Raw genomic sequence first — 20,441 nt, forward strand, 5'->3', positions numbered from 1 at the left:
GGCTACTCGCCGAATTCGGCCGCGATCAGCTCGCGTAGCCACGTGTTGCCGGGATCCTGGCCGAAGCGGCGGTGCCAGAACACATTGGTCTGCAAGGTCGGCAATGTCAGCGGCGGCTCGATCCACGTCAGCCCGAATGGCGCCGCGGCGCGCTCGGCGAGCTTTTGCGGCACCGTTACCACCAGGTCGCCGGCGCCGACGATGTACGGCACCGCCGTGAAGTGCGGCACGCTGGCCGCCGGCACGACACCGGCCCTGGCCAGCAGGCCGTTGATGCGGTCGTACGGACTGTCCACCGCATCGACGATCAGGTGCGCGGCGCCGACGAAGCGCCCGGCGTCGACAACGCCCTGGGTCAGCGGATGTCCGGCGCGCAGCAGTGTCACGAAGCGCTGGCGGAACAGGTGACGCTGGAACAGCGCTTCGGACATGTCGTCGAAGGCGCCGATCGCCACGTCGACGCGGCCCGTTTCCATGGCCTCCTTCAGCGCGATGCTGCCGGCACGCACGGAACTGACGCGCACGCGCGGCGCCAGCGCGCGGCAGCGCTCGATCAGCACGGGCATGAAATAGACCTCGCCCACGTCGCTCAGCGCGACCGTGAAGCGCCGCTCGCTGGTGGCAGGATCGAAGCCGCTGCGGTAGTTCAGCGCCAGCGCCACGTTGTCCAGCGCCGCGCCGATCGGCTCGGCCAGCTGCTCGGCAAACGGTGTCGGCTGCATGCCCAGCGCCGTGCGCACGAACAGCTCGTCGCCGAACGCCTTGCGCAGCCGCGCCAGCGCGTTGCTGACGGCCGACTGCGTCAATCCCAGCCGCCGCGCGGCCGCCGAGATCTGGCGCTCGCGGTACACATGCTGAAAGACTGCCAGCAGGTTCAGGTCGATATCCATGGCATCTAGCATTTATAAAATCAATAGTCTACATTCAAGTATTGATCTCGTAAAATCCCTGACCTTGCTTTACAGTGCCGCCAAGATAAAAAAAACCGGTGACAGGCTCCTGTTTTCACATGCCGAAAACAGGAGCCTGTCACCGGTTTTCAAAAAAAGGAGACCTGCCATGGAAGCAACCAGCCTGCCGAGCGGCTATCTGACCGGGTTCGGCAACGAATTCGCCACCGAGGCGCTGCCGGGCGCCCTGCCCGCGCACCGCAACTCGCCGCAGCGCGCGCCGTACGGCCTGTATGCCGAGCAGATTTCCGGCACGGCGTTCACCGCGCCGCGCAGCCATAACCGCCGCTCCTGGCTATACCGCATCCGGCCGGCCGCGCAGCACGGCGAATTCGAACGGATCGACAACGGCCGCATCGTCAGCGCCTTCACCAACGCGGCGCCGCCGAATCAGCTGCGCTGGGACCCGCTGCCGTTCCCGGACGCACCGACGGACTTCATCGAAGGCTGGGTCACGATGGCCGGCAACGGTTCGCCCGAGGCCATGACGGGTTGCGCCATCCACCTGTACGCGGCCAACCGCTCCATGGCGGACCGCTATTTTTATGACGCGGATGGCGAGCTGCTGGTCGTGCCGCAGCAGGGCCGCCTGCGGCTGCGCACGGAAATGGGGGTGCTGGACGTGGAACCGCAGCAGATTGCCGTGATCCCGCGCGGTGTGCGCTTCTCCGTGGATCTGCCCGACGGCAGCGCGCGCGGCTATCTCTGCGAAAACTTCGGCGCGCTGCTGCAGCTGCCGGACCTGGGGCCGATCGGCTCGAACGGCCTGGCCAACCCGCGCGACTTCGAGACGCCGGTGGCCGCCTTCGAGGAACGCGAGGGGGAATGTGAACTGGTGGCGAAATTCTGCGGCAATCTATGGCGTGCGCCGATCGGCCACTCGCCGCTGGACGTCGTTGCCTGGCACGGCAACTATGCGCCCTACCGCTACGACCTGCGCCACTTCAACACGATCGGCTCGATCAGTTACGACCACCCGGACCCGTCCATCTTCCTCGTGCTGCAGGCGCCTTCGGACACGCCCGGTGTCGACACGCTGGATTTCGTCATCTTCCCGCCACGCTGGCTGGCGGGAGAAAACACGTTCCGGCCGCCGTGGTTCCACCGCAACGTCGCCAGCGAATTCATGGGACTGATCCACGGCGCCTACGACGCCAAGGAGGGCGGCGGCTTCGTGCCGGGCGGCGCCAGCCTGCACAACTGCATGAGCGGCCACGGTCCCGACGCGGCCACCTTCGACAAGGCCAGTGCCGCCGACACCAGCAAGCCCGCCAAGGTGGCGGACACGATGGCGTTCATGTTCGAGACGAGGAATGTGATCGTGCCGACGGCGCACGCGCTGGCGACGCCGCTGCGGCAGTGCGAATATCAGCGCTGCTGGGATGGGATACGCAAGAACTTCAACGGCGCGCCGTAATCACACCGGCTTATTACATCGACGTCGGCGGCATCGGGCCGTCGACGAACGGCTGGCCCGACCTGTCGAAAGCGCGCACGAACGCGGCCCACAGGTTACGGGCAGCGCGGCGGATGGCACCGTGGGTCTGGATCGGCAGGGCGTGGCTGTAAGCGGACATCGTTTTGACTAGTTGGTGTTAAGCAATGGGCGTAGCTTACGCACCGCCAGCCCATCAATCCAATTGCGATTTCCCATCTCGGCCATTCACGGCGCTGATGACCGTGCCGCGGAGCATCCACACTTGATAATGATTATCATTTACGGCATGATGGCGCCTCCCTGAAACACCGGCCACGACATGATTCTCCGCCCGCTCCATCTCGCCATCGCGCTCGCCTTCCCTGCCGCCGCCCTGGCCCAGCCCGACGACACGGACCTGCAGGCCGTCCGCATCACCGCCGCCAGGGCGCAGGGCTTCGTGCCGAACACCGTCGAAGCAGGCACGTTCCGCGGCGCGGACATCATGGAGGTCCCGTCCACCGTCAACGTCATCACGCGCGAAGTGCTGGAGCTGCAGGCTGCCGCCGGCCTGTACGACGCCCTGCGCAACACGGCCGGCGTGACGCGCCAGCAGAACGGCGGCGAGACGTGGGACCAGCTGGTCATCCGCGGCATCGCTGTCGAGAACCGCACCAATTATCGTCTGAACGGCTCCCTTCCCGTGATGAACTTCTCGCAGGTGCCGATGGAGAATAAGGAAAGAGTCGAGGTGCTCAAGGGCGCCACGGCGCTTTACTACGGCTTCACGTCGCCGGCCGGCGTGGTGAACTTCGTCACCAAACGGGCTGGCGCGAAGGACATCACCACGACGGGGCTGGTCGTCGACGACAACGGCAGCGCCGTAGCATCGGTGGACGTTGGGCGCCGCTTCGGCAACGTGGGCGTACGCGTCAACGCCGCCGGTGGCACGCTGGGGTCGCACATGGACGATGTCGGCAACGGCAACCGCGCCTTTGTCTCGGCCGCGCTGGACTGGACCGTCAGCCCGCGCCTGCGGGTCAAGGCGGACGTGGAATACGATCGCCGCCGCATCACCGAGCAGGCGGGCATCGCGCTGCCCACAGCCGTGACGGGCGTCATTGCGCTGCCGCATCCTGTCGATCCGCGCCGTGCCGTGGGCCCGGACTGGGCGCTGTTTGCCACCGAATCGAAGAACGTGCAGCTGCGCGCCGACTACGCAGTCAACGACGACTGGGTGCTGACGGTCGAAGGCGGTCATGCGGAGACGGCACGCACGCGCCGGCTCGCCATTTTTCGCCTGAATAACGCAGCGGCCGTGACGACCGGCGCGGGGCGCATCGCCGGCAATATCCAGGACCTGGACGTGGATTCCACCATGCTGCGCGCGGAACTGGCCGGCACCGTCACGACCGGCCCTGTGCGCCACGATGTCACCTTCGGCGTGGCTCGCACCGACAAGGGCCAGGCGCCGATCTACCAATCCAACTACACGATCGCGGCGCAGAGCCTGTACGATCCGACGTTCATGTCGGGCGTAAAAGGCATCACGTTCAGCGCCATGCCGACAACGCCAACGACGGCCGCGCTGGACAGCCGCGACACGGGCCTGTATGCCATCGACCGCATGGCGCTGTCGGACCAGTGGCAGCTCATTACCGCCGTGCGCGCTGTGCGCTTGCGCAGCGACCAGGGTGCCAATCACTACGCCGTCAGCAAGACGACGCCGATGGCGGCCCTGGTCTGGCAGCCGACCCGCGACGTGTCGCTGTACGCTTCGGCCGCGCAAGGTCTGGAGGAAGGCGACACGGCACCGACGGGCAGCGCCAACCAGGGCGAACGCCTGGCGCCGGGCGTCAGCCGCCAGCGCGAAATCGGCATGCGCTGGCGCGCACCGGTCGGTACGCTGCTGCAACTGGCCTTGTTCGATATCGATCGCCCCGGCTACTACACCAACGCGGCCAACGTGTTCACCGCCGACGGCGAACAGCGCTATCGCGGCATCGAAGCCTCGGCCCAGGGCAAGCTGACGCCGCGCCTGTCGTGGCAGGCATCGGCCCAGCTGATCGGCCCGACGTTCCGCGACATCGGCGCCGCCTACGACGGCAAGCTGCCGGAAAACGCCTCGAAGCGGACGGCCAGCGCGTTCCTGTCCTACGACATCGCGGCCGTGCCCGGGCTGTCGTTCAACGCCGGCGCCTACTATACGGGCCGGCGTCCCGTAAACGATCTCAATCAGGCGTTCCTGGGCGGGACCACGCTGTACTCGGCCGGCGGGCGCTATGCGACCGAGCTGCTGGGACAGCGCACGACGTGGCAGCTCAACGTGGACAACGCCGCCGACAAGCGTTACTGGGCCAGCGCCGGCACGCGCCTGGCGGCGGGACTGCCGCGCACCGTCAAGCTGACGGTGAAGGTGGACTGGTAACGATCAGGCGCCGGCGTTGCCGTCCAGCGGCTCGCCGATCGCATAGTAATGGCCGCCGGCCACGTGGTGCAGGCTGCGCCACCCGGGCCCGGCCTGCTCGAAGTGCCAGTGGCCCTCGGCAAACACGCGCGTATCGGACCATGCCGCTTCGACTTCGCCGATGAACAGGTCGTAGGTCTGCTGGTTGTGCGGCTCCGGCACCAGCCGGCACGCCAGCCACGCGGCGCAGCCTTCCACCAGCGGCGCGGTTTCGCCGTCGATGCGAAACAGCGTGACACCACATTTCTCCAGCTTGTCCGGGTCGTCCGCCAAGGTCATGTTGCCGACCGCCTGCGTCAGTGCCAGCTGGCGCGCGGCCGGCACCTGCAAGACAAAGCGCCCGCCCGCCTCGACCAGCGCGCGCGTCTTCGTGCTCTTGTCCAGCACCACCGTCACCTTCGGTGGCGCAAAATCGAGCGCGCAGGCCCACGCTGCGGCCATCACGTTGTCCACGCCGGCGTGACTGGCGGAGACGAGGACGGTCGGGCCGTGGTTCAGCAGGCGGTAGGCTTTAGCCAGTTCGACGGGGGCGATGTGAGGGTTCATGGCGAGTCCGATTCGTGAGAGCCCCGATTATAGCGGCGCGGGCACTGGCGTGCCGGACGTCCTCGGGCGACAATAGGTCGGCAAATGGTGCGGCCAATCATGGAGGAAGCATGCAGATACTGGAAGCGTGGTGCGAAGAACTAGGCCAGAGCATGGACATCTACACCGCGCAGCGCGCCTACTTCGCGCAGCCGGAGCCCTGCCGTAGGCGCTTCACGTTCCGCTGCTCGGACGAAGCCTGCCGGCTGGCCCGCAATCCGCTCGTCTCCGGCGTGGGCTATCACCAGCTGGCCGAGGAAGGCGAGAAGTTCCGGCAGATTCACTTCCGCGCGCCGCCCGGCCATCCGCACCTGCCCACTTGCCGCTGGGTGCGCGATGAAGACGAACGCACTGCCGATGCGGTCAATGGCGACGGTGCGCGCAAGGAACGGGCCAAGGCCACCAACGTCATCGACGTCTTCGCTCCGCGCCGCGCGGAAGCGGCGCCCCGGCGCGCGGGCACGGGAACCGCTGCCGCCGCGGATGCCGACGGCGGCGACGGCGACGACGCTGGCGATGCCGGCCGGCCGCGTGCCGCGCGCACCGGCCAGACGCGCACCGGCCTGCTGGAAAAATTCATCGATTGCTGGTCGCAGTTCGAGGGGGACGAACTGAAAGAGCAGTACGTAACGATCGAGGGCCAGCGCCTCAGCTACCGGCAGGCCGTCACCCAGGTACGCTGGATCGGGCCGGACACCAATGGCCGCCGCATCGTCTACGGCGGCGCGCGCATCGCGCTGTGGCCGGCGGCGCAGCCGAAGCACGTCTACCTCAATTTCATCGACGAATGCGAAGGCCTGCCGGAACACGAAGGCAGCCGCAAGCTGACGATCCACCTCACATTGGCAGGCATCGACGACTACGCCGGCCGAGGCTTGTTGACCAGCCGACTGGCGGCAGGCCGCTCCGGCAAGAATTACGTGCGCGTGTTCGCGTGGGGCGCCATCGAGGCCGTTCCCGGCAAGCCAGGGTACCGGATGAAGCTGGCGTCGCTGGACAACCTGGTGGTCAAGGTGATCGCGAAAAAAGTGGAGTGAGACCGAGACCGATCCCGCGTACGTCTCAGGCGACCTTGGTCAGCTTGTCCACCCGGATTTCGGCCTTGCCGCCGATAGCGCCCACCAGGGCCAGGAAGTGCGGCGTCGCCTCATGCTCGGCCAGGGCCTCGGCACCGGTCCACTCTTCCAGCATCACGAAGCGTGCCGCGTCACTGTTATCGACGTGCAGTTCATAACGCAGGCAGCCCCCTTCGGCGCGGCTGGGCGGGACGACCTGCTCCAGCGCGGCGCGCACGGCGTCCTGCTGGCCCGGATTGGCGATGATGGTGGCGACGACGATCAGATTGCTCATGGGGGCTTGGGTGTGAGTGAAAAAACAGGATTGTAAACGCAGACGGCGATGGCTGCAGGCGCAGCCATCGCCGTCTCGATTGAAGCGGCTACCGCGTCAGTCCGGGAACGCGTTGGTGGGCTTGGCGCCCCACACGGCGTAGAACAGCACGTACAGCTCACAAGCCGCCGTCAGCAGGAACGAGTTCTGCAGACCGTAATGGTCGGCCAGCCAGCCCTGCACGACCACCAGCGCACCGCCGGCGATCGCCATGATCAGCAGACCGGCGCCTTCTTCCGTCAACGGACCCAGGCCGCGGATGCCCAGCGTGAAGATGGTCGGGAACATTACCGAATGGAACAGGCCCACGGCAATCAGCGCCCACATGGCGGTGGGGCCCGTGGTGAACGTGGCGATCAGCATGACGATGAACGCACCGACGGCGGCGCCACCCAGCACACTCTCGGCCGACATCTTGCGCATCAGGATACTGCCGGCAAATCGGCCCACCATCATGCCGCCCCACAGCAGGAACAGATAATGCGACGCCTGCTCGTGCGTGACGTTGCCGATTTTCGGCTGCGAGACGAAGTTGATGAACAGGTTGGCCACGCCGATTTCGGCGATCAGGTAAATGAAGATGGCGGGAATGCCGAACACCAGGTTACGGTGGCGCCACAGCGAATGGCTGCCGCGCTGCGCCTTCTCGACCCGCTTGCCGCCCATGGCCGGCAGCGGATAGCGGGCAATCGCGATGGCCAGCAGCACCAGCACGGCGGCCACGATCAGATAAGGCAGTTGCACGGCCTGCGCGTCGGCCAGGCGTTCGGCCTGCGTCAGCACCTGTTCGGAGGTGGCGGTACCGCCGGTCGAGCGGCCCAGGATCAGGTAGCCGCCAAAGAGTGGAGCCAGCGTGGCGCCCAGCGAATTGAACGCCTGCACCAGGTTCAGGCGCGACGACGCCGTGTTGGCCGGGCCGACGACGGCGACATACGGATTGGCCGCGACCTGCAGGAGCGTGATGCCGCAGGCGATCACGAACAGCGCGAACAGCGTGACGCCATACGATGGCAGCCGGGCCGCCGGGATCATGCCCAGCGCGCCGACAGCCATCATGCACAGGCCGATGACCATCGATTTCTTGTAGCCGACCCGTTCGATCAGCTTTGCCGACGGAATCGAGGCGACGAAGTAGGCAATGAACCAGACGGACTCGATCAGTGTCGTCTGCGTATAACTCAGCTCGAAGACGCTGCGCAAGTGCGGCAGCAGCGTGTTGTTAATGACGGTAATGAAGCCCCAGATAAAGAACAGGCTGGCCAGCAGGGCCATGGCTGACTTGTAGCTGGAGGCGGTCGCGCCATTGGCTGGAGCGACAGAGGATGCGGATGTGATTGGCCCAGGCACGGATAGTCCTTTCGGATCATGAAAGACGCTATCGTAGAGCGTGGCTTGATGAATTACCAATGACAAATTTGTACCGAGCTATATCAAAATCGATATGGCTGTCATCACGAAAACAGAGATCTGCTCATGGTTTGATCACTGCGAAGCCTCCAGAGGGTGTCCAATGGGATTTCAACGGGGTTCCAAGCTGACATGCGCAATCGGCGTGCGCCTACATCGCCTCAGGGGTGCCTGCTCCATAATCGCTCCGAACGCAATCAAGGAGCATGCATGGCGAACATTGAATTGCATCAACGCGCAACGTCCGACCTGCGTGCGCAATGGCAACCGGAGAGCACTGCCTCATTCAGCGTCACCCATGCCGACCTGCTCGACCTGTTCGAGCGCTGGGAAGTGCTGGCCGATGCAGGCAGCGAGCCGCGCATCGACGTGGCCGTGCGGGCCCCTCTTTAATGAATCCTCAGTGACTCGCGCATTTAATCTCTGAATCGCGCCAGCTCCGCTTCGCTGAAGCCTGCCAGCCTGCGGGCCGGCAGATTGAACGGGCCTTTGACGTGCGGGGCACGGTAGCGCACGACAAGCTCGTCGTAGGTCTTCTCCGGGTCGAGGCCGCGCTCGGCGCACAGCTGCCCATACCAGCGGTTGCCGATCGCCACGTGGCCGACTTCGTCGCGCAGGATGATGTCCAGGATGCGCGCCGCCGCTTCGTCGCCCGCTTGTGCAACCTTGGCGCGCAGCGGCGGGATCGCATCCAGCCCGCGCGCTTCCAGCGTGCGCGGGACCAGGGCCATGCGCGCAACGATGTCTTCCCGGGTCCGCTCGACCATTTCCCACAGGCTGTTGTGGGCGGTGAAGTCGCCATAGGCGTGTCCCAGCGTCGCCAGGTGGGCCGCCAGCAGCGAATAGTGATATGCCTCTTCCTTTGCCACGCGCAGCCAGTCCAGGTAATACTCGACGGGCATATCGCGGAAGCGCCACAGCGCATCCAGCGCCAGGTTGACGGCATTGAATTCGATATGGGCCAGGGCATGGATCAGCATGGCCCGCCCTTCCAGCGTCCCCATCGAACGCCTGCCGACCTCGCGTGGCGGCACCAGTTCCGGCCGCGCGGGCCGGCCCGGCACTGTACCTGCCACCTCCGGCAAAGACGCTGTCGGGTCCACCGGCAAGGAACCGGCGGCGCTGGCTTCGGCCATGGCAGTCACGGCGGCCGCTTTGACGGCCGGCGCGGTTTCAATCAGACAGTACAGTGCGCGGGCGCGCAGTTCGGAAGGCAGGGGCATGGCGGCGGCGGCGACAGGGCAAAAACGCGCAGTGTAGCAAACCGCCACCCCCGTGAGCTAACGCGGCGCGTCGATCCTCATCACGGCACCTGACGTGCCTGTCAGCCGGCCACCCCCACTCGTCAACAGATAGAGTTCCCCGGCAGCGTCCTGCCCCATCCCCAATATGGACAACCCCAGCGGCTCGCGCCGCATCACGTTGAGCTTCTGTACCACGTTACGCGGCCCCAGCGTGAGCAGCGTGCCGCTGCCGCCCGAGCCCACGTAGTCGGCAAAGACGTATTGCCCGCTCAGCGCGGGCATCGACGTGCCCGTGTAGACAAAGCCACCGATGACCGCCTGCCGCGCGACCGGCGCGCCGACGCCATCCGCGTGGTCGTACTCGGCGATCGGATCGATCAGCCCGGCAGGCAGCCCAGGGCTGGACTGGTAGACGAAGCCGGGCCCGGTGCCGTTGGCATCGAACAGGAAGCTGCCTTCCTTGATCCGCCAGCCATAGTTACCGCCAGCGACGATATGGTTGACTTCCTCGATGGCGCCCTGCCCGACGTCGCCCACCCATAGCGTGCCGCCCGGCCCGAACGACATGCGGAACGGATTGCGCAAGCCGTAAGCGTAAATCTCGTCGGCGCCGGCCCGGGCCACGAAGGGGTTGTCGGACGGAATACCGTAGGCGCCGTTCGCCGCGTTATCCCCGAGCGGATCGATGCGCAGGATCTTGCCCAGCACATTGCCCGGCGCCAGGCTTTGCGCGTTGCCCTCCGGCGCATGGCCGGGACCCTGGTCGTCGCCGGCGCCGCCGTCGCCCAGTGCGATGTACAGCATGCGGTCGGGCCCGAACGCCAGCGCGCCCGCGTTATGGTTGGCTTGCGGCTGGTCGATGCGCATCAGCACGCGCGGACTGGCGGCGTCGACATTACCGGCCGCATCCGTGCGCCACTCCGTCAGCACGCTCTGGTGGTTCGGTGCCACGCCCGGCGGTTGCGTGCTGAAGTCCGGCGCCATGGCGGCCGGCTCGGACGTATAAGTATACAGGCGCCGGTTGGCCGCATAGTCCGGGTGGAAAGCCAACCCCAGCAGCCCGCGCTCCTCGAACTGCCCCAGCGGTACCAGCCTGCTGCGTACGTCCAGGAAGAGTTGCTTTTCCCCCTTCTGCCGCGCGCCGGCGCCGATCGCTGTCTTCCACACCAATCCCACCTGGTCGACAACATACAGGTGATCCGTCTCGCCTGGCGCCACGGCGGTGGCAACGGGCGACGCCAGACCGTGCAGCACCGGGCGTAGCGCAACCGTCACAGCGCTGACAGCCAGCGGTCCCGGTACCGGATCGTCCAGTCGCGTGTTTTGCGCCAGTGCCGGGGGCCCGGCCAGCCCGGCCATCATGGCCAGAACGACAACTTTGTCGAGCAAGGGGCGAATCGCGTTTGCTTCACGAACCATGGTTGCCTCCGTTGTGTGGGATTGTCGGAAAAGCATGCGCTTCTATCGGGCGCTCGACAAGCGCTATATATCAGGCGGCGGCGATCCGAGTGGCAGGTTCGCGCCATCGTCGCTGTGGGGCCAAAGGATCGACAGTGCGGGCTCTGCCAGGCTTCGTGGCGGGCGCGCGACAAAAAAAAGCCGCCCCAAGGGGCGGCAAAACTACTCTCGCCAAAGCGCCGGCACCGGCCGACGCTTCATGGAATCAGGATAACGCCGCAGTGCCTTGCGCCTTATCAGGCGTCCGCCAGCAACTTCGTAGGACGGCGACGCACCGGCCGGTCGGATCGTGCGGTCGCATGGCTCGATGACAGAATTGTCATCCTCACGTCAGCCTGCCGCGCGCACTATCTTGTTTTCAACATCGAGAACATTTCATGCGTCCCCTGACCCTTGCTGTTTTTCTTCTTTCCGCCAGCCTTGCCTTTACCGCGGCGGCGCGCGCTGCCAATCCGCTCAGCGTGCACGTTCTTGACCTGCAGACGGGCGAACCGACGGCAGGCATTGCCGTTACGCTGGAACAACGCGCCGGCAACGATTGGCGCCGGCTGGCGACGGGCACCACGGACAATGAAGGCCGCGTCCGCGAACTGTTTCCTGCCGGCAAACTCCTGACAAAAGGCGAATATCGCATCGTCTTCAACACGGGCGACCATTACAACGGCATTGGCAAACCCGGCTTCTTCCCGCGCGTGCCGGTCGAGTTCAATGTCGACGACACGACGCGCCACTATCATGTTCCGCTGCTGTTGAGCCCTTTCGGTTACTCGACCTATCGCGGAAATTGACCTTTGTCGCGACCATGAAAAAACCGCCCCGGAGGGCGGCTTCTGAGACTCAGGCGCGATCAGCGCTTGTCGTTCCTGTGGCTCTGGCGGCCCGCTTCCGCGTGCTGCTCGGGCGTACCGCCGCGGGTGCCGCCACCGTTGCCGCCGCCGTTGCCGGCATTGCCGCTCTGGCGGTTGCCGTCGTTCTTGTGGCTCTGGCGGCCAGCCTCGGCATGCTGCCCGGGGGAACCGCCGCGGGCTCCACCACCGTTGCCGGCGGTGTTGCCGCCGCCGTTGCCGGCACTACCGCTCTGGCGGTTGCCGTCGTTCTTGTGGCTCATCGAGCCGGCGCGGCGTGCTTCCTCGGAGGTGAATTCATGGGCGTTGCCGGAGGCGTGCGCTGCACGGCCGCCTTCGCTGGCAATCTCGCGCTGGCGCTGCGGGTCCATCGATGCGAAGCCGCGGCTGGACGTATCGCCCGACTGGCTGTTGCCGCGGTTACCCGACTGCGAGTTGCCGCTGTTCTTCGTGAACTGGTTATTGCCTTCTGGATTGTTGTTTCGATTCGATGCCATGATGTTTCTCCTTGATAGTTAAAAAACGTTTCAGGTTGACATTGCATCCCGTCGGCGATCGCTTCGGGCCGGGTGGCCTGCAGATCGCGTTAAGGTGTGACCATGGTAACGATGACCGGACTTTGTTTTTATAAGCCGTCGGGCTATCTGGACGTAGGACTCTCTCTTACCGGCGCGTCGGAACGTCCATGCGAGACTTGCAACACTTACGACTAGTAACTTGCGTCATGAAACCGTCACACCGGATTCATATAATTGGCGGGCTCGGCAGTGTTCGCGCGCCTGGCGCCAACACAACGGCAGCGCCACTCAGGTGTGCCGGCGAGAGGATGGAGAGCGATGAGAAAATACCCGGCGTCGGCCCGTAGCGGGCTGCGCTCTGCCCGGAGCGTCACGCCGCGCCTAGCCGGCGGCACACGACGGCGCTGCGCGTGTCACGCCTTGCCGGTGCAATGCCGCCGCTCAGCGCAGGTTGCCGAGAATCTCGTGCAGTTCCAGGCGGTTGTACGCCGCGCGCATGGCGTCGCGCGAGCTGACCAGTTTTTTACTGACGAGCTGGATCAGCGCGTCGTTCAAGGTGCGCGACATATTGTCGTCCTTGCGCTTCATGAAGTCGGCCAGCTGGTGCAGCTTGCCGGGCTCGGCGATGAACGACGCGACTTGGCCGTTATTATTGAAGATCATTTCGCTTGCCAGCACGAAGTCCTTGCCGCTTTCGCTGGGCAGCAGTCCCTGGTAGATGACGCCGACGAGCGCCGCAGCCAGCATCGTCGCGCGCTGCTCGCGCTGCTCGGCCGGGAAAAAGCTCAGCAACTTGGTGATGGCGCCGATGGCATTATTCGTGTGCATCGTCGCCAGCACCAGGTGACCGGACTCGGCCGCGTGCAGCACCGTCTCGGCCGTGGCGAAGTCGCGGATCTCGCCCACCATCAGCACATCCGGCTTCTGGCGCAGCGCCTCGCGCAGGCCACTGGCAAAACTGACAGTATCCGTCGGCACCTCCTTTTGCGAGATAATGGAACGCTTGCGCTCCAGCGCGTATTCGATCGGCTCCTCGATCGTCACGATGTGAGCGCTGCGGGTGGCATTGATATAGTCGAGCATCGCGGCAATGCTGGTTGTCTTGCCCGAACCGGTGGGACCGGAAACCAGTACGAGGCCGTTCGACGCATCCAGCAGCGTGCGCACGTACAGCGGCAGCCCCGTGCTTTCCAGGCTCAGCGGGTGCAGTGGCAGGCGACGTACCGAGACGCCCACCTTCGTGCCGGATGCCATCCGGTAGATGTTGCAGCGAAACCGGCTGTCCTGCAGGGTCAGCGGCCTGTCCAGGGCACGTTCGACAATCTTGTCCTCCCAATCCTCATCCACCGCGTTGAGGAAAGGTTTCATCTCGCTCAACGTGACAGGCGCGTCGCGCAGCGGTTGCCAGCCACGCGGCGTTTTGACCATTGCCTGCGCATCCTGCTCCAGGTGTACGTCCGAGAATGCCTGACCACCCTGGGCAAGCGCCGTCATTTCCCGCAGGAAGTCGATAGGGCTGGAAGACTGGTACGACATTGGTTTCACCTGGAAAATAAAAAAGAGTTAAGATTCGATTAAGAGCCAATTCAGCAGTACCCGGTATTCGGTGGAGGACACCGGGCGGCGAATCTGGCCCCCGCTGCCCGGGTACGGTGAACTAATTCAGTAAATACAACACAATTTTACCTCGGTTAATTAAGGTATGGGCCCTTACCCAGCGGTCCAGCGAGTATCACGGCGGCAAAATGCTTACATAGGAAGTTGATTACTCGAACATGAAGATCGCCTGCTACATCCGTAACTCCACCGTGTCCGACACCGTCAAGGCAATACTTGCAAGGGCCAACCACGAGTCGGTCCATTTTGACAACGAAGCGACGCTGATGCGCACGATCCGGCGCAGCAGTGTCGACCTCATCCTGATCGACATGGGCGTGGAACCGCGGGACGACAACAGCATCTTATCGTGGCTGAACCTGCGCACGGGGGACAATACGCCTGTCATTATCGTGTCCCCATTACGCAGCCCGGAGCTGGCGGCGCTGACGCTCAACAGCGGTGCGGACGACTTCGTCAACCGGCCGTTCGAAGCCGTCGAGTTGGTGGCGCGCATCAACGCGCTGCTGCGCCGCTGCGCACCGCTGCAGGTACGCCGCTCGATATCGTTCGCCGGTTACACCCTCGACCGCGACAGCGGCCGCTGCACGTTCCGCGACCAGCCCATCGAACTGACGCCACGCGAATTCTCCATGGCCTGGATGTTCTTCTCGTCCCCCGGCATCTATATTTCCCGCGAAACGATCGGCTCGGTCATTTGGAGCGCCGACAGCGAAGTGGCCGGCCGGACGATCGAACAGCACGTCTACAAGCTGCGCAAGAAGCTGCAGGTCGGTGAGGAAAAAGTCGTCATGATCCGCACCGCCTATTCGCAGGGCTACCGGCTGGAGCTGTGCGCCCCGGAGTGAGCCGCGCGTCATGATCCGCCACCCTCGGACAGCGCCGCCGCGTCCAGATTCCGATACACCTTCCACGCATACTTGACGCGCAACGCCGCATCGCGCGCGTTGTACGCCCCTACCGCCTCCCATGTAGAACCCATGCGGCGCATATTGTCCGCCAGGATCCACGCCGCCACCTGGATGCTGGTGCACGGGTCGTACAGCTGCTGCTCCTCGATACCGTGCTTGCGCAGCAGCGGCAGCCAGCGGCTGTTAATCTGCATCAGCCCGATATCGTAGGTGCCGTTCTTGTTGGACCGGTTGATGGCGCGCGGGTTCAGTCCCGACTCCGTTTTCGCGATGGCGTACAGCAGGTGCGCGCTGACGCCGTAGTAGGACGCGGCTTCTTCCCAGCAGGCGGTGGCTGGGGTGGAGAGCAGGGTCAGGGACATCGCGATGGCGGCCTGGCCTGCTGCTCGTTTCACGCCGGTTATGAAGTTATCGTTCATTGGACATAAAGGAATTTGTCTTCTGGACCGCAGATCATGAGTCGTGCGTTGGCGTCTGGAACAATGATGCCTCGCGGGTACGTCAGTTCCAGTTTGTGGCTGTACGCAGAATATTCGTAATAGTTGCACGGGCCTCCCAGTGATACTTCCTCGGTTGACAGCGCGATGGCAGGTGCCGACATCCACAGTTCGGCCTCTACGCCTTGTGCCTTGACAGCGCGTTTAACTGTGACGTCGCCTTTGATCTCGACATCGCGTCCGAGGAACGCATCGTGCTCCACGTGTAAGTCCTGTTTCGTCGAGATGTGGCCATCCGAGTGGATCGTTCCATTCGACTTGATATCCACCAGCGCATCCAGCGTTTCCGTGGTGAGCTTTTTCGGCACGACGAAATTGCCATCCTGATCCACCGCCAGCGGCCTCCACTCACGTGCGCTGCTGAACGTAAACGCGCGACCCAGACTAGTCACCATGTGTACGTCGCCGATTTCGGGATCCGCCAGGGCCAGCAGTGCAGGATGATCGGGAACCGGCGCCTTCCATGGCCCCGGCAGAGACCATCTACCATCCGTCCCGCACGTCAACACCGCACGGGTAGCAACGTCGATCGCCAGTCCCGCTGTAGCATCGGTGCCAACCAGGCAGGAGGTTCCAGCTGTCACAACGCCCACACCACCAAAACGCACCGGCGCTCCCATGGTGTTCAATTCCGGCTTACCATCGATCTGGATCCGATACAGGAAATCCGCCGCCTGCTGCGCCGCGCCATCGTAAAACAGGCTGGACACCAGCTGACCGCCATCGTGATCCGGGCCACGCAAGGCGGCGTTCGCAGCCCCCGGGCACGCGACACCCCGAAACGCATCGGTCGGCATCCGCCAAGAAGCGCCGCGCGCAATGCCGGGCGCCGAAGTCGCGATATAGCCGCCGCCGCTGCCAGCCAGCATCGCCACCGATGCCAGGTCCTTGTCGCCGATCCTGTCGCCGCCCGTGGTGACGATCAGCGCGTCGAACTGGCCGGCGTAATTGACCGGGTCGGGTCGGCGCACCAGCACGCACGTGCCCTGGCGATACGGATTGGTTTCGGCGAAATTGTCGGGCAGGAATTTCCCGGTCTTGAGCTGCGCGAGCGTGACGGGCAAGACCGTTCCCGCCGGCGTCAGCGTGGCGACGTCGGCGGCGTTCTTGTCGAGGTAGCGGCGCGTCGCATCCACGACCTGTGCCTGATAGTACGCCGCCTGCTGGCCTTTCATGTCGTCCAGCGAACCTTCTACCAGCCTGGCGAGGCCCACCAGCAGCACCGCGCCGATGGCCAGTGCCGCCAGGACCTCGATCAGCGTCATGCCGCGCTGGTTGTCCATGGTCCGCTTCATTGGACCCCCGCCAGCCAGACCGGCGCGCCATCGGCCAGCTTGCGATGCGCCAGCAATGGGGCCAGCGGAATGTCCGTGTCGCCATGTGCCGGCGAATAAAGAGTGGCGGTCGCCCGGTGATACGTGCCGGCGAGCAGCGAGTTTTGCGCCTGCCGGGCCAGCGCGGTCGCCACGTCCGCCGACGGCGTTCCGTAGATGTAGATCGTGCCGTCGGCGGCGCGGTAATTGTTCCAGCGATCCGCCGGCAATGTGGACCAGTCGCGCAGCGCGCCTTCGTTGCGCAAGGTAGCAAGATCGACGCTCGTGTCGACCTGCCCCGCATGCGCGCTGAAGTAGCGCACGACGGCGGCGCGGTAGACCGCCATGCTCTCGGCCATCGCCGCCTCGCTGCCACGCTGTTCCGCCAGCGCGACCGGCTGCGTGAAATGGGCAAAGGCGCCGATCAGCGAGACGACCACCGTCGATAACGCGATACTCCACATGCTTCATTCCTTTCCGGTTACGGTCGGTACGTCAGGACGCGGAAAACGCGACGGTGTTGCCTGCAACGGTAGTCACGCTGCACAGCGTGGTGGCATTTGCCACCGTTGCCGGAAACGTCGTCAGCGAATTTTGTCCCTGCACGATCGCCGTCCAACCACTCGCGCCGCTGATCAGGTTGATGCAGACATCCTGCGGTATTGCGTTATAGGTGATCGTGAAGCCAGTCGCGGTTCCCGCGACAGTGACTGCGCCTCCCCAACTGTTGCTCAGCGTGCCGGCAGCGGTGCCGCGGGCGAGCGTCGCCGGCACGGCATTGGCCAGAATCAGGCTGGGAATCAAACTAGCCACCGGATACGACTGCCCCATATACAGCTTGCGCACCGCCGTGCGCAGTGCCACCACCTCTTCGCTTAGCTGGTTAGACTTGGCGCTGCCGAACGCCCCATTGAGCAGCGACACGGCGCCCAGGACGACAACGGCTGCAATGCCCAGATAAGCAATCGCCTCCAGCAGCGAAGCGCCGCGCTGCCGCTGTGCGCCGACTGGCCGCTTGACCTGATCGATGGCGCCGGCGGATTTACGTTGTTGGTGCATGCTGTTCATGATCTGACTCCGGATTTCATGGGTTGGGTTGATAACTGCCAAAGGGTCCTGCAAAATTGGTCCTGCAAAAAATCGTTACCGCACCGCGCGCGCCATGGCCGCGATTTCCTGCTGGATGCCGAAGAAGCCCGTGACGAGCCACGCGATGACCAGCGCCAGGGTGACGATGGCAAAGCCGTTCAGCACCTTCATGCGCAGGGTGATCGTCTCGACGCCCTCCTCCATCCATTCGGCCGCCAGCAGCTTCAACGCTTCGGAAAAGCCCTTGTATTCGGCGTAGACGCACAGGTCGTCGATCACCTCGCGCGACGGGAACACGTACCCGGCATTCCTCAGCGCCTCGCCGCAATTGAGGCCGGAGCGCACGCCCAGCAGCGCGCCGTCGAGCCGCTCGCGCAGCCACGGCTGCGCCATGCCGGATAGCCGCAGCAGCGACTTCTCCACCGTCACGCCGGCAGACTGCAGGGCGGAAAACGCCATCAGGAAGCCGCTGCCGACAACCAGCCGGTAGATCGAATACGGCGCAAAGCGGTCGGCAAACACGCGCGCGTCGCCGCGCCACAGCGGCATCGACACGAACAGCCCGGCGAGCAGCGCCAGCATCAGTACAACGCTGGGCAGCATCCAGTTCTGCACCCACAGCGACATCAGGTACAGCGAACGCGCCGTGCCATGCCACAGGTTGGGGTCCATCATCTGCGTGAACTGCGGGATGACGCGGGTGCCGAACATCCAGACATAGCCTGCCGTCAGCGCCAGCACGGCCAGCGGATACGCGACGCCGCCGACGATGACGCCCTTGATCTTGCGCCCCGCCTGCACCACGTCGACGACGGCCAGCAGGGTCGACTCGAGACGGCCGGACTGCTCGCCGGCCATGATGATCATCTGTTCCGTGCGCGGCACCCACCACGCCAGGCCGTCCGACAGCAGGTGGCCGTTCTGCACCATGCGGCGGCAGTCGTCCAGCACCAGCGCCAGCGGATCGTTCGGCTTGCGCTCGTTATCCGAAGCGCGCTTGCGCAGGTCTTCCAGGATCTTCAGCAGCGGCAGGCCGCTGGCCAGCATCTTGGCGATCTTGCGGTACAGGCGCAGGCGCACCGTGTCGGAAAACTGCGTGCGGGCCCACCAGCGGTTGACGTCAACGCGCATCGCGCCCCCCCGTCACTTCGCCCACCACCTGCAGCCGCCGCGTGGGCTGCCCAACGCTGAGCGTCAGGTGGCCGATGACCTTCTCCGCCATGCGCGGATCGATCAGCCCCGCCGCCACTTTGTCGATGGCGTGATCGACGATCGTGCGGCCCTGCAGTTCCTGCAGCCAGTACGCCAGCGCCGCGCTTTTCTCGCCCAGGCGGATATAGCGGAAGAACTGGTCGTCCGGCACGATCATCTCGGCGATGACGGTGCGGCCGATCGTGCCGTGGCCGCCGCAGTGCGGGCAGCCGGGACCCGTCAGGAACACCTGGCGCAGGTCCGGTATCACCTGGCGCACCCGCTCCAGCAGCGCCGGCGCCAGCGCGCCCGGCACGGCCGTCAGAGGCACCTTGCATTCGGGGCACAGCGCCTTGACGAGGCGCTGGCTGATCAGGCCCGTGATGACGGTATGGTCGGCCACCAGGCTGGTTGGCAGCCCCAGGTCCAGCAGCCGGTCGACGATGCCCATCGCGCTGTTCGCATGCACCGTCGTCCAGACCTGGTGGCCCGTCATCGCCGCGCGTAGCGCGTTCTGGGCCGAGGCGCGGTCGCGCACCTCGCCGATCATGATCGTGTCCGGATCCAGCCGCATGGCGTTCGAGATGGCCGCCGCGAACAGGCGCGCCCGTTCCTCTTCCGAGCCGGCGTTCGTGACGGACGTCTGCACGGCGCCGTCGATCGGATATTCCACCGGGTCTTCCACCGTCAGCACGTGCAGCCGGCCGCAGGCTTCCAGCAGCTCCCCGGACAGTACGCGCTGCAACGTCGTCGACTTGCCCGAACCCGTCGGGCCGCTGATGATGTTCAGGCCGATCGGCTGTTCCTTGAGCTGCTGCAGCACGGCCACGTGGGCGGGGCTGAAGCCGAGCGGATGCAGGTCGACGTTGTCGCCGGCATCGTTGTACAGCAGGCGCAGCACCATCAGCGTGCCTTCGCTGGTCGGCACGGTGGCGATGCGCACGCCGTACAGGCCGGGTGGCAGCTTGTCCCTGTCGGCGATGCTGGCATCCTGCCGCTCCGACGGCTTATACGAGCTGTCGGAAACGGACGTCATGGCGCCGTACAGCGTCGCCAGCAGGCGCTCGCCGTATTCGCGGGTCTGGCCGCCCATCGGCACCAGGTCGTTGTGGACGCGGAAGTGGATCTCCGTGCTGGCCTTGCGCACGCGGATATGGATGTCCGACGCGCGCGCCTGGCAGGCGCGGCTCAGGAGGTCCTTGGCCGTCACCTGCATCATCGAGTGTTCCTGGTGCCGGTCCAGCTGCACGCCGGGCGTGCTGTGATTGAGCCGGCGGATCGTTTCGATGCGCACGTAGACCACGCTGAACGGGCAGCCCATCCGCTGCAAGCGTGCCTGGTACGACAGCACGTGCGGGTTCAGGTGCTGGCCGTCGGCCACCAGCAGGCGGCCGTCCTCCAGCAGGCAAAGCAGCTTGCGTTCCTCCGCACTGGCTTCGAAAGAGCCGGCATGGCTGCGCACCTGGGCGTGTCCGAAATCCGTCATGTCGCCTCCCGTTTCCGCCGGCAGGCCGGCAATGCTGGCGCGCGAAGGCGACAGCAC

The 20,441-nt window shown here is 65.1% G+C and carries 21 protein-coding genes; 6 read left to right on the forward strand and 15 right to left on the reverse strand.

Features of this window, described 5'->3' with window-relative positions; translation table 11 throughout:
- Window positions 1-2: 2 nt before the first annotated feature.
- Window positions 3-902 carry a LysR family transcriptional regulator gene (locus E1742_RS03845; protein WP_134383631.1) on the reverse strand — a complete coding sequence of 300 codons (900 nt, stop codon included), beginning with the start codon at window positions 900-902 and terminating at the stop codon, window positions 3-5.
- 157 nt (window positions 903-1,059) lie between these two features.
- Here E1742_RS03845 and hmgA point away from each other — a divergent pair, with 157 nt between their 5' ends.
- Entirely contained in the window at window positions 1,060-2,367 is a 1,308-nt protein-coding gene (gene hmgA, locus E1742_RS03850) for a homogentisate 1,2-dioxygenase (protein WP_134383632.1), read from the forward strand.
- A gap of 13 nt (window positions 2,368-2,380) precedes the next feature.
- Here hmgA and E1742_RS26070 read toward each other — a convergent pair whose 3' ends face one another.
- Window positions 2,381-2,527, reverse strand: a complete 147-nt coding sequence (locus E1742_RS26070; RefSeq protein WP_166793410.1) for a hypothetical protein — start codon at window positions 2,525-2,527, stop codon at window positions 2,381-2,383.
- Window positions 2,528-2,707: 180 nt separating this feature from the next.
- Here E1742_RS26070 and E1742_RS03855 point away from each other — a divergent pair, with 180 nt between their 5' ends.
- Window positions 2,708-4,795, forward strand: coding sequence for a TonB-dependent siderophore receptor (locus E1742_RS03855; protein WP_134383633.1), 2,088 nt, complete (start codon window positions 2,708-2,710; stop codon window positions 4,793-4,795).
- A 3-nt stretch (window positions 4,796-4,798) separates the two neighbouring features.
- On the opposite strand, the gene E1742_RS03860 is transcribed toward E1742_RS03855, so the two are convergent.
- Window positions 4,799-5,380, reverse strand: coding sequence for a flavin reductase family protein (locus tag E1742_RS03860; RefSeq protein WP_134383634.1), 582 nt, complete (start codon window positions 5,378-5,380; stop codon window positions 4,799-4,801).
- A 110-nt stretch (window positions 5,381-5,490) separates the two neighbouring features.
- Here E1742_RS03860 and E1742_RS03865 point away from each other — a divergent pair, with 110 nt between their 5' ends.
- Window positions 5,491-6,456: a hypothetical protein gene (locus E1742_RS03865; protein WP_134383635.1), complete on the forward strand. Its 966-nt coding sequence runs from the start codon at window positions 5,491-5,493 to the stop codon at window positions 6,454-6,456.
- 25 nt (window positions 6,457-6,481) lie between these two features.
- Here E1742_RS03865 and E1742_RS03870 read toward each other — a convergent pair whose 3' ends face one another.
- Window positions 6,482-6,769 (reverse strand): putative quinol monooxygenase, encoded by a 288-nt coding sequence (locus tag E1742_RS03870; protein WP_134383636.1) that lies wholly within the window; start codon window positions 6,767-6,769, stop codon window positions 6,482-6,484.
- Between the two features lie 96 nt (window positions 6,770-6,865).
- Window positions 6,866-8,080 (reverse strand): sugar MFS transporter, encoded by a 1,215-nt coding sequence (locus tag E1742_RS03875; RefSeq protein WP_206076727.1) that lies wholly within the window; start codon window positions 8,078-8,080, stop codon window positions 6,866-6,868.
- 345 nt (window positions 8,081-8,425) lie between these two features.
- On the opposite strand from E1742_RS03875, the gene E1742_RS03880 reads away from it, so the two are divergent.
- Window positions 8,426-8,608 (forward strand): hypothetical protein, encoded by a 183-nt coding sequence (locus tag E1742_RS03880; protein WP_134383638.1) that lies wholly within the window; start codon window positions 8,426-8,428, stop codon window positions 8,606-8,608.
- 23 nt (window positions 8,609-8,631) lie between these two features.
- Here E1742_RS03880 and E1742_RS03885 read toward each other — a convergent pair whose 3' ends face one another.
- On the reverse strand, window positions 8,632-9,438 hold the full coding sequence (locus E1742_RS03885) for a ferritin-like domain-containing protein (RefSeq protein WP_134383639.1): 807 nt from the start codon (window positions 9,436-9,438) through the stop codon (window positions 8,632-8,634).
- A gap of 57 nt (window positions 9,439-9,495) precedes the next feature.
- Window positions 9,496-10,878 carry a PQQ-dependent sugar dehydrogenase gene (locus E1742_RS03890; RefSeq protein ID WP_166793411.1) on the reverse strand — a complete coding sequence of 461 codons (1,383 nt, stop codon included), beginning with the start codon at window positions 10,876-10,878 and terminating at the stop codon, window positions 9,496-9,498.
- Window positions 10,879-11,294: 416 nt separating this feature from the next.
- Between E1742_RS03890 and uraH the strand changes: the two genes are divergently transcribed.
- Complete coding sequence (gene uraH / locus E1742_RS03895) at window positions 11,295-11,705, forward strand: hydroxyisourate hydrolase (protein ID WP_134383641.1); 411 nt, start codon at window positions 11,295-11,297, stop codon at window positions 11,703-11,705.
- 59 nt (window positions 11,706-11,764) lie between these two features.
- On the opposite strand, the gene E1742_RS03900 is transcribed toward uraH, so the two are convergent.
- Both E1742_RS03900 and E1742_RS03905 read right to left on the reverse strand, forming a co-directional pair.
- Window positions 11,765-12,259 carry a KGG domain-containing protein gene (locus tag E1742_RS03900; RefSeq protein ID WP_134383642.1) on the reverse strand — a complete coding sequence of 165 codons (495 nt, stop codon included), beginning with the start codon at window positions 12,257-12,259 and terminating at the stop codon, window positions 11,765-11,767.
- Window positions 12,260-12,721: 462 nt separating this feature from the next.
- Window positions 12,722-13,816: a type IV pilus twitching motility protein PilT gene (locus E1742_RS03905; protein WP_134383643.1), complete on the reverse strand. Its 1,095-nt coding sequence runs from the start codon at window positions 13,814-13,816 to the stop codon at window positions 12,722-12,724.
- Between the two features lie 239 nt (window positions 13,817-14,055).
- Here E1742_RS03905 and E1742_RS03910 point away from each other — a divergent pair, with 239 nt between their 5' ends.
- Window positions 14,056-14,745 carry a response regulator transcription factor gene (locus E1742_RS03910; protein ID WP_134383644.1) on the forward strand — a complete coding sequence of 230 codons (690 nt, stop codon included), beginning with the start codon at window positions 14,056-14,058 and terminating at the stop codon, window positions 14,743-14,745.
- A gap of 8 nt (window positions 14,746-14,753) precedes the next feature.
- Here the strand turns inward: E1742_RS03910 and E1742_RS03915 are convergent, their stop codons facing one another.
- From E1742_RS03915 to E1742_RS03940, 6 genes are all read right to left on the reverse strand, one after another.
- Window positions 14,754-15,203, reverse strand: coding sequence for a lytic transglycosylase domain-containing protein (locus E1742_RS03915; RefSeq protein ID WP_371860200.1), 450 nt, complete (start codon window positions 15,201-15,203; stop codon window positions 14,754-14,756).
- Window positions 15,204-15,223: 20 nt separating this feature from the next.
- Window positions 15,224-16,588, reverse strand: a complete 1,365-nt coding sequence (gene pilV / locus E1742_RS03920; protein WP_166793412.1) for a shufflon system plasmid conjugative transfer pilus tip adhesin PilV — start codon at window positions 16,586-16,588, stop codon at window positions 15,224-15,226.
- A gap of 8 nt (window positions 16,589-16,596) precedes the next feature.
- The gene (gene pilM, locus E1742_RS03925) at window positions 16,597-17,082 is read right to left on the reverse strand and encodes a type IV pilus biogenesis protein PilM (RefSeq protein ID WP_134383647.1); all 486 of its coding nucleotides are present in this window, start codon (window positions 17,080-17,082) and stop codon (window positions 16,597-16,599) included.
- 31 nt (window positions 17,083-17,113) lie between these two features.
- Entirely contained in the window at window positions 17,114-17,686 is a 573-nt protein-coding gene (locus E1742_RS03930) for a type 4 pilus major pilin (RefSeq protein WP_229466502.1), read from the reverse strand.
- 75 nt (window positions 17,687-17,761) lie between these two features.
- Window positions 17,762-18,838 (reverse strand): type II secretion system F family protein, encoded by a 1,077-nt coding sequence (locus tag E1742_RS03935; protein WP_134383648.1) that lies wholly within the window; start codon window positions 18,836-18,838, stop codon window positions 17,762-17,764.
- The gene (locus E1742_RS03940) at window positions 18,828-20,384 is read right to left on the reverse strand and encodes a GspE/PulE family protein (protein ID WP_134387993.1); all 1,557 of its coding nucleotides are present in this window, start codon (window positions 20,382-20,384) and stop codon (window positions 18,828-18,830) included. The genes E1742_RS03935 and E1742_RS03940 overlap by 11 nt, the downstream gene beginning before the upstream one ends.
- Between the last annotated feature and the right edge of the window lie 57 nt (window positions 20,385-20,441).

The organism is Pseudoduganella plicata (assembly GCF_004421005.1).
Classification (GTDB): domain Bacteria; phylum Pseudomonadota; class Gammaproteobacteria; order Burkholderiales; family Burkholderiaceae_D; genus Rugamonas; species Rugamonas plicata.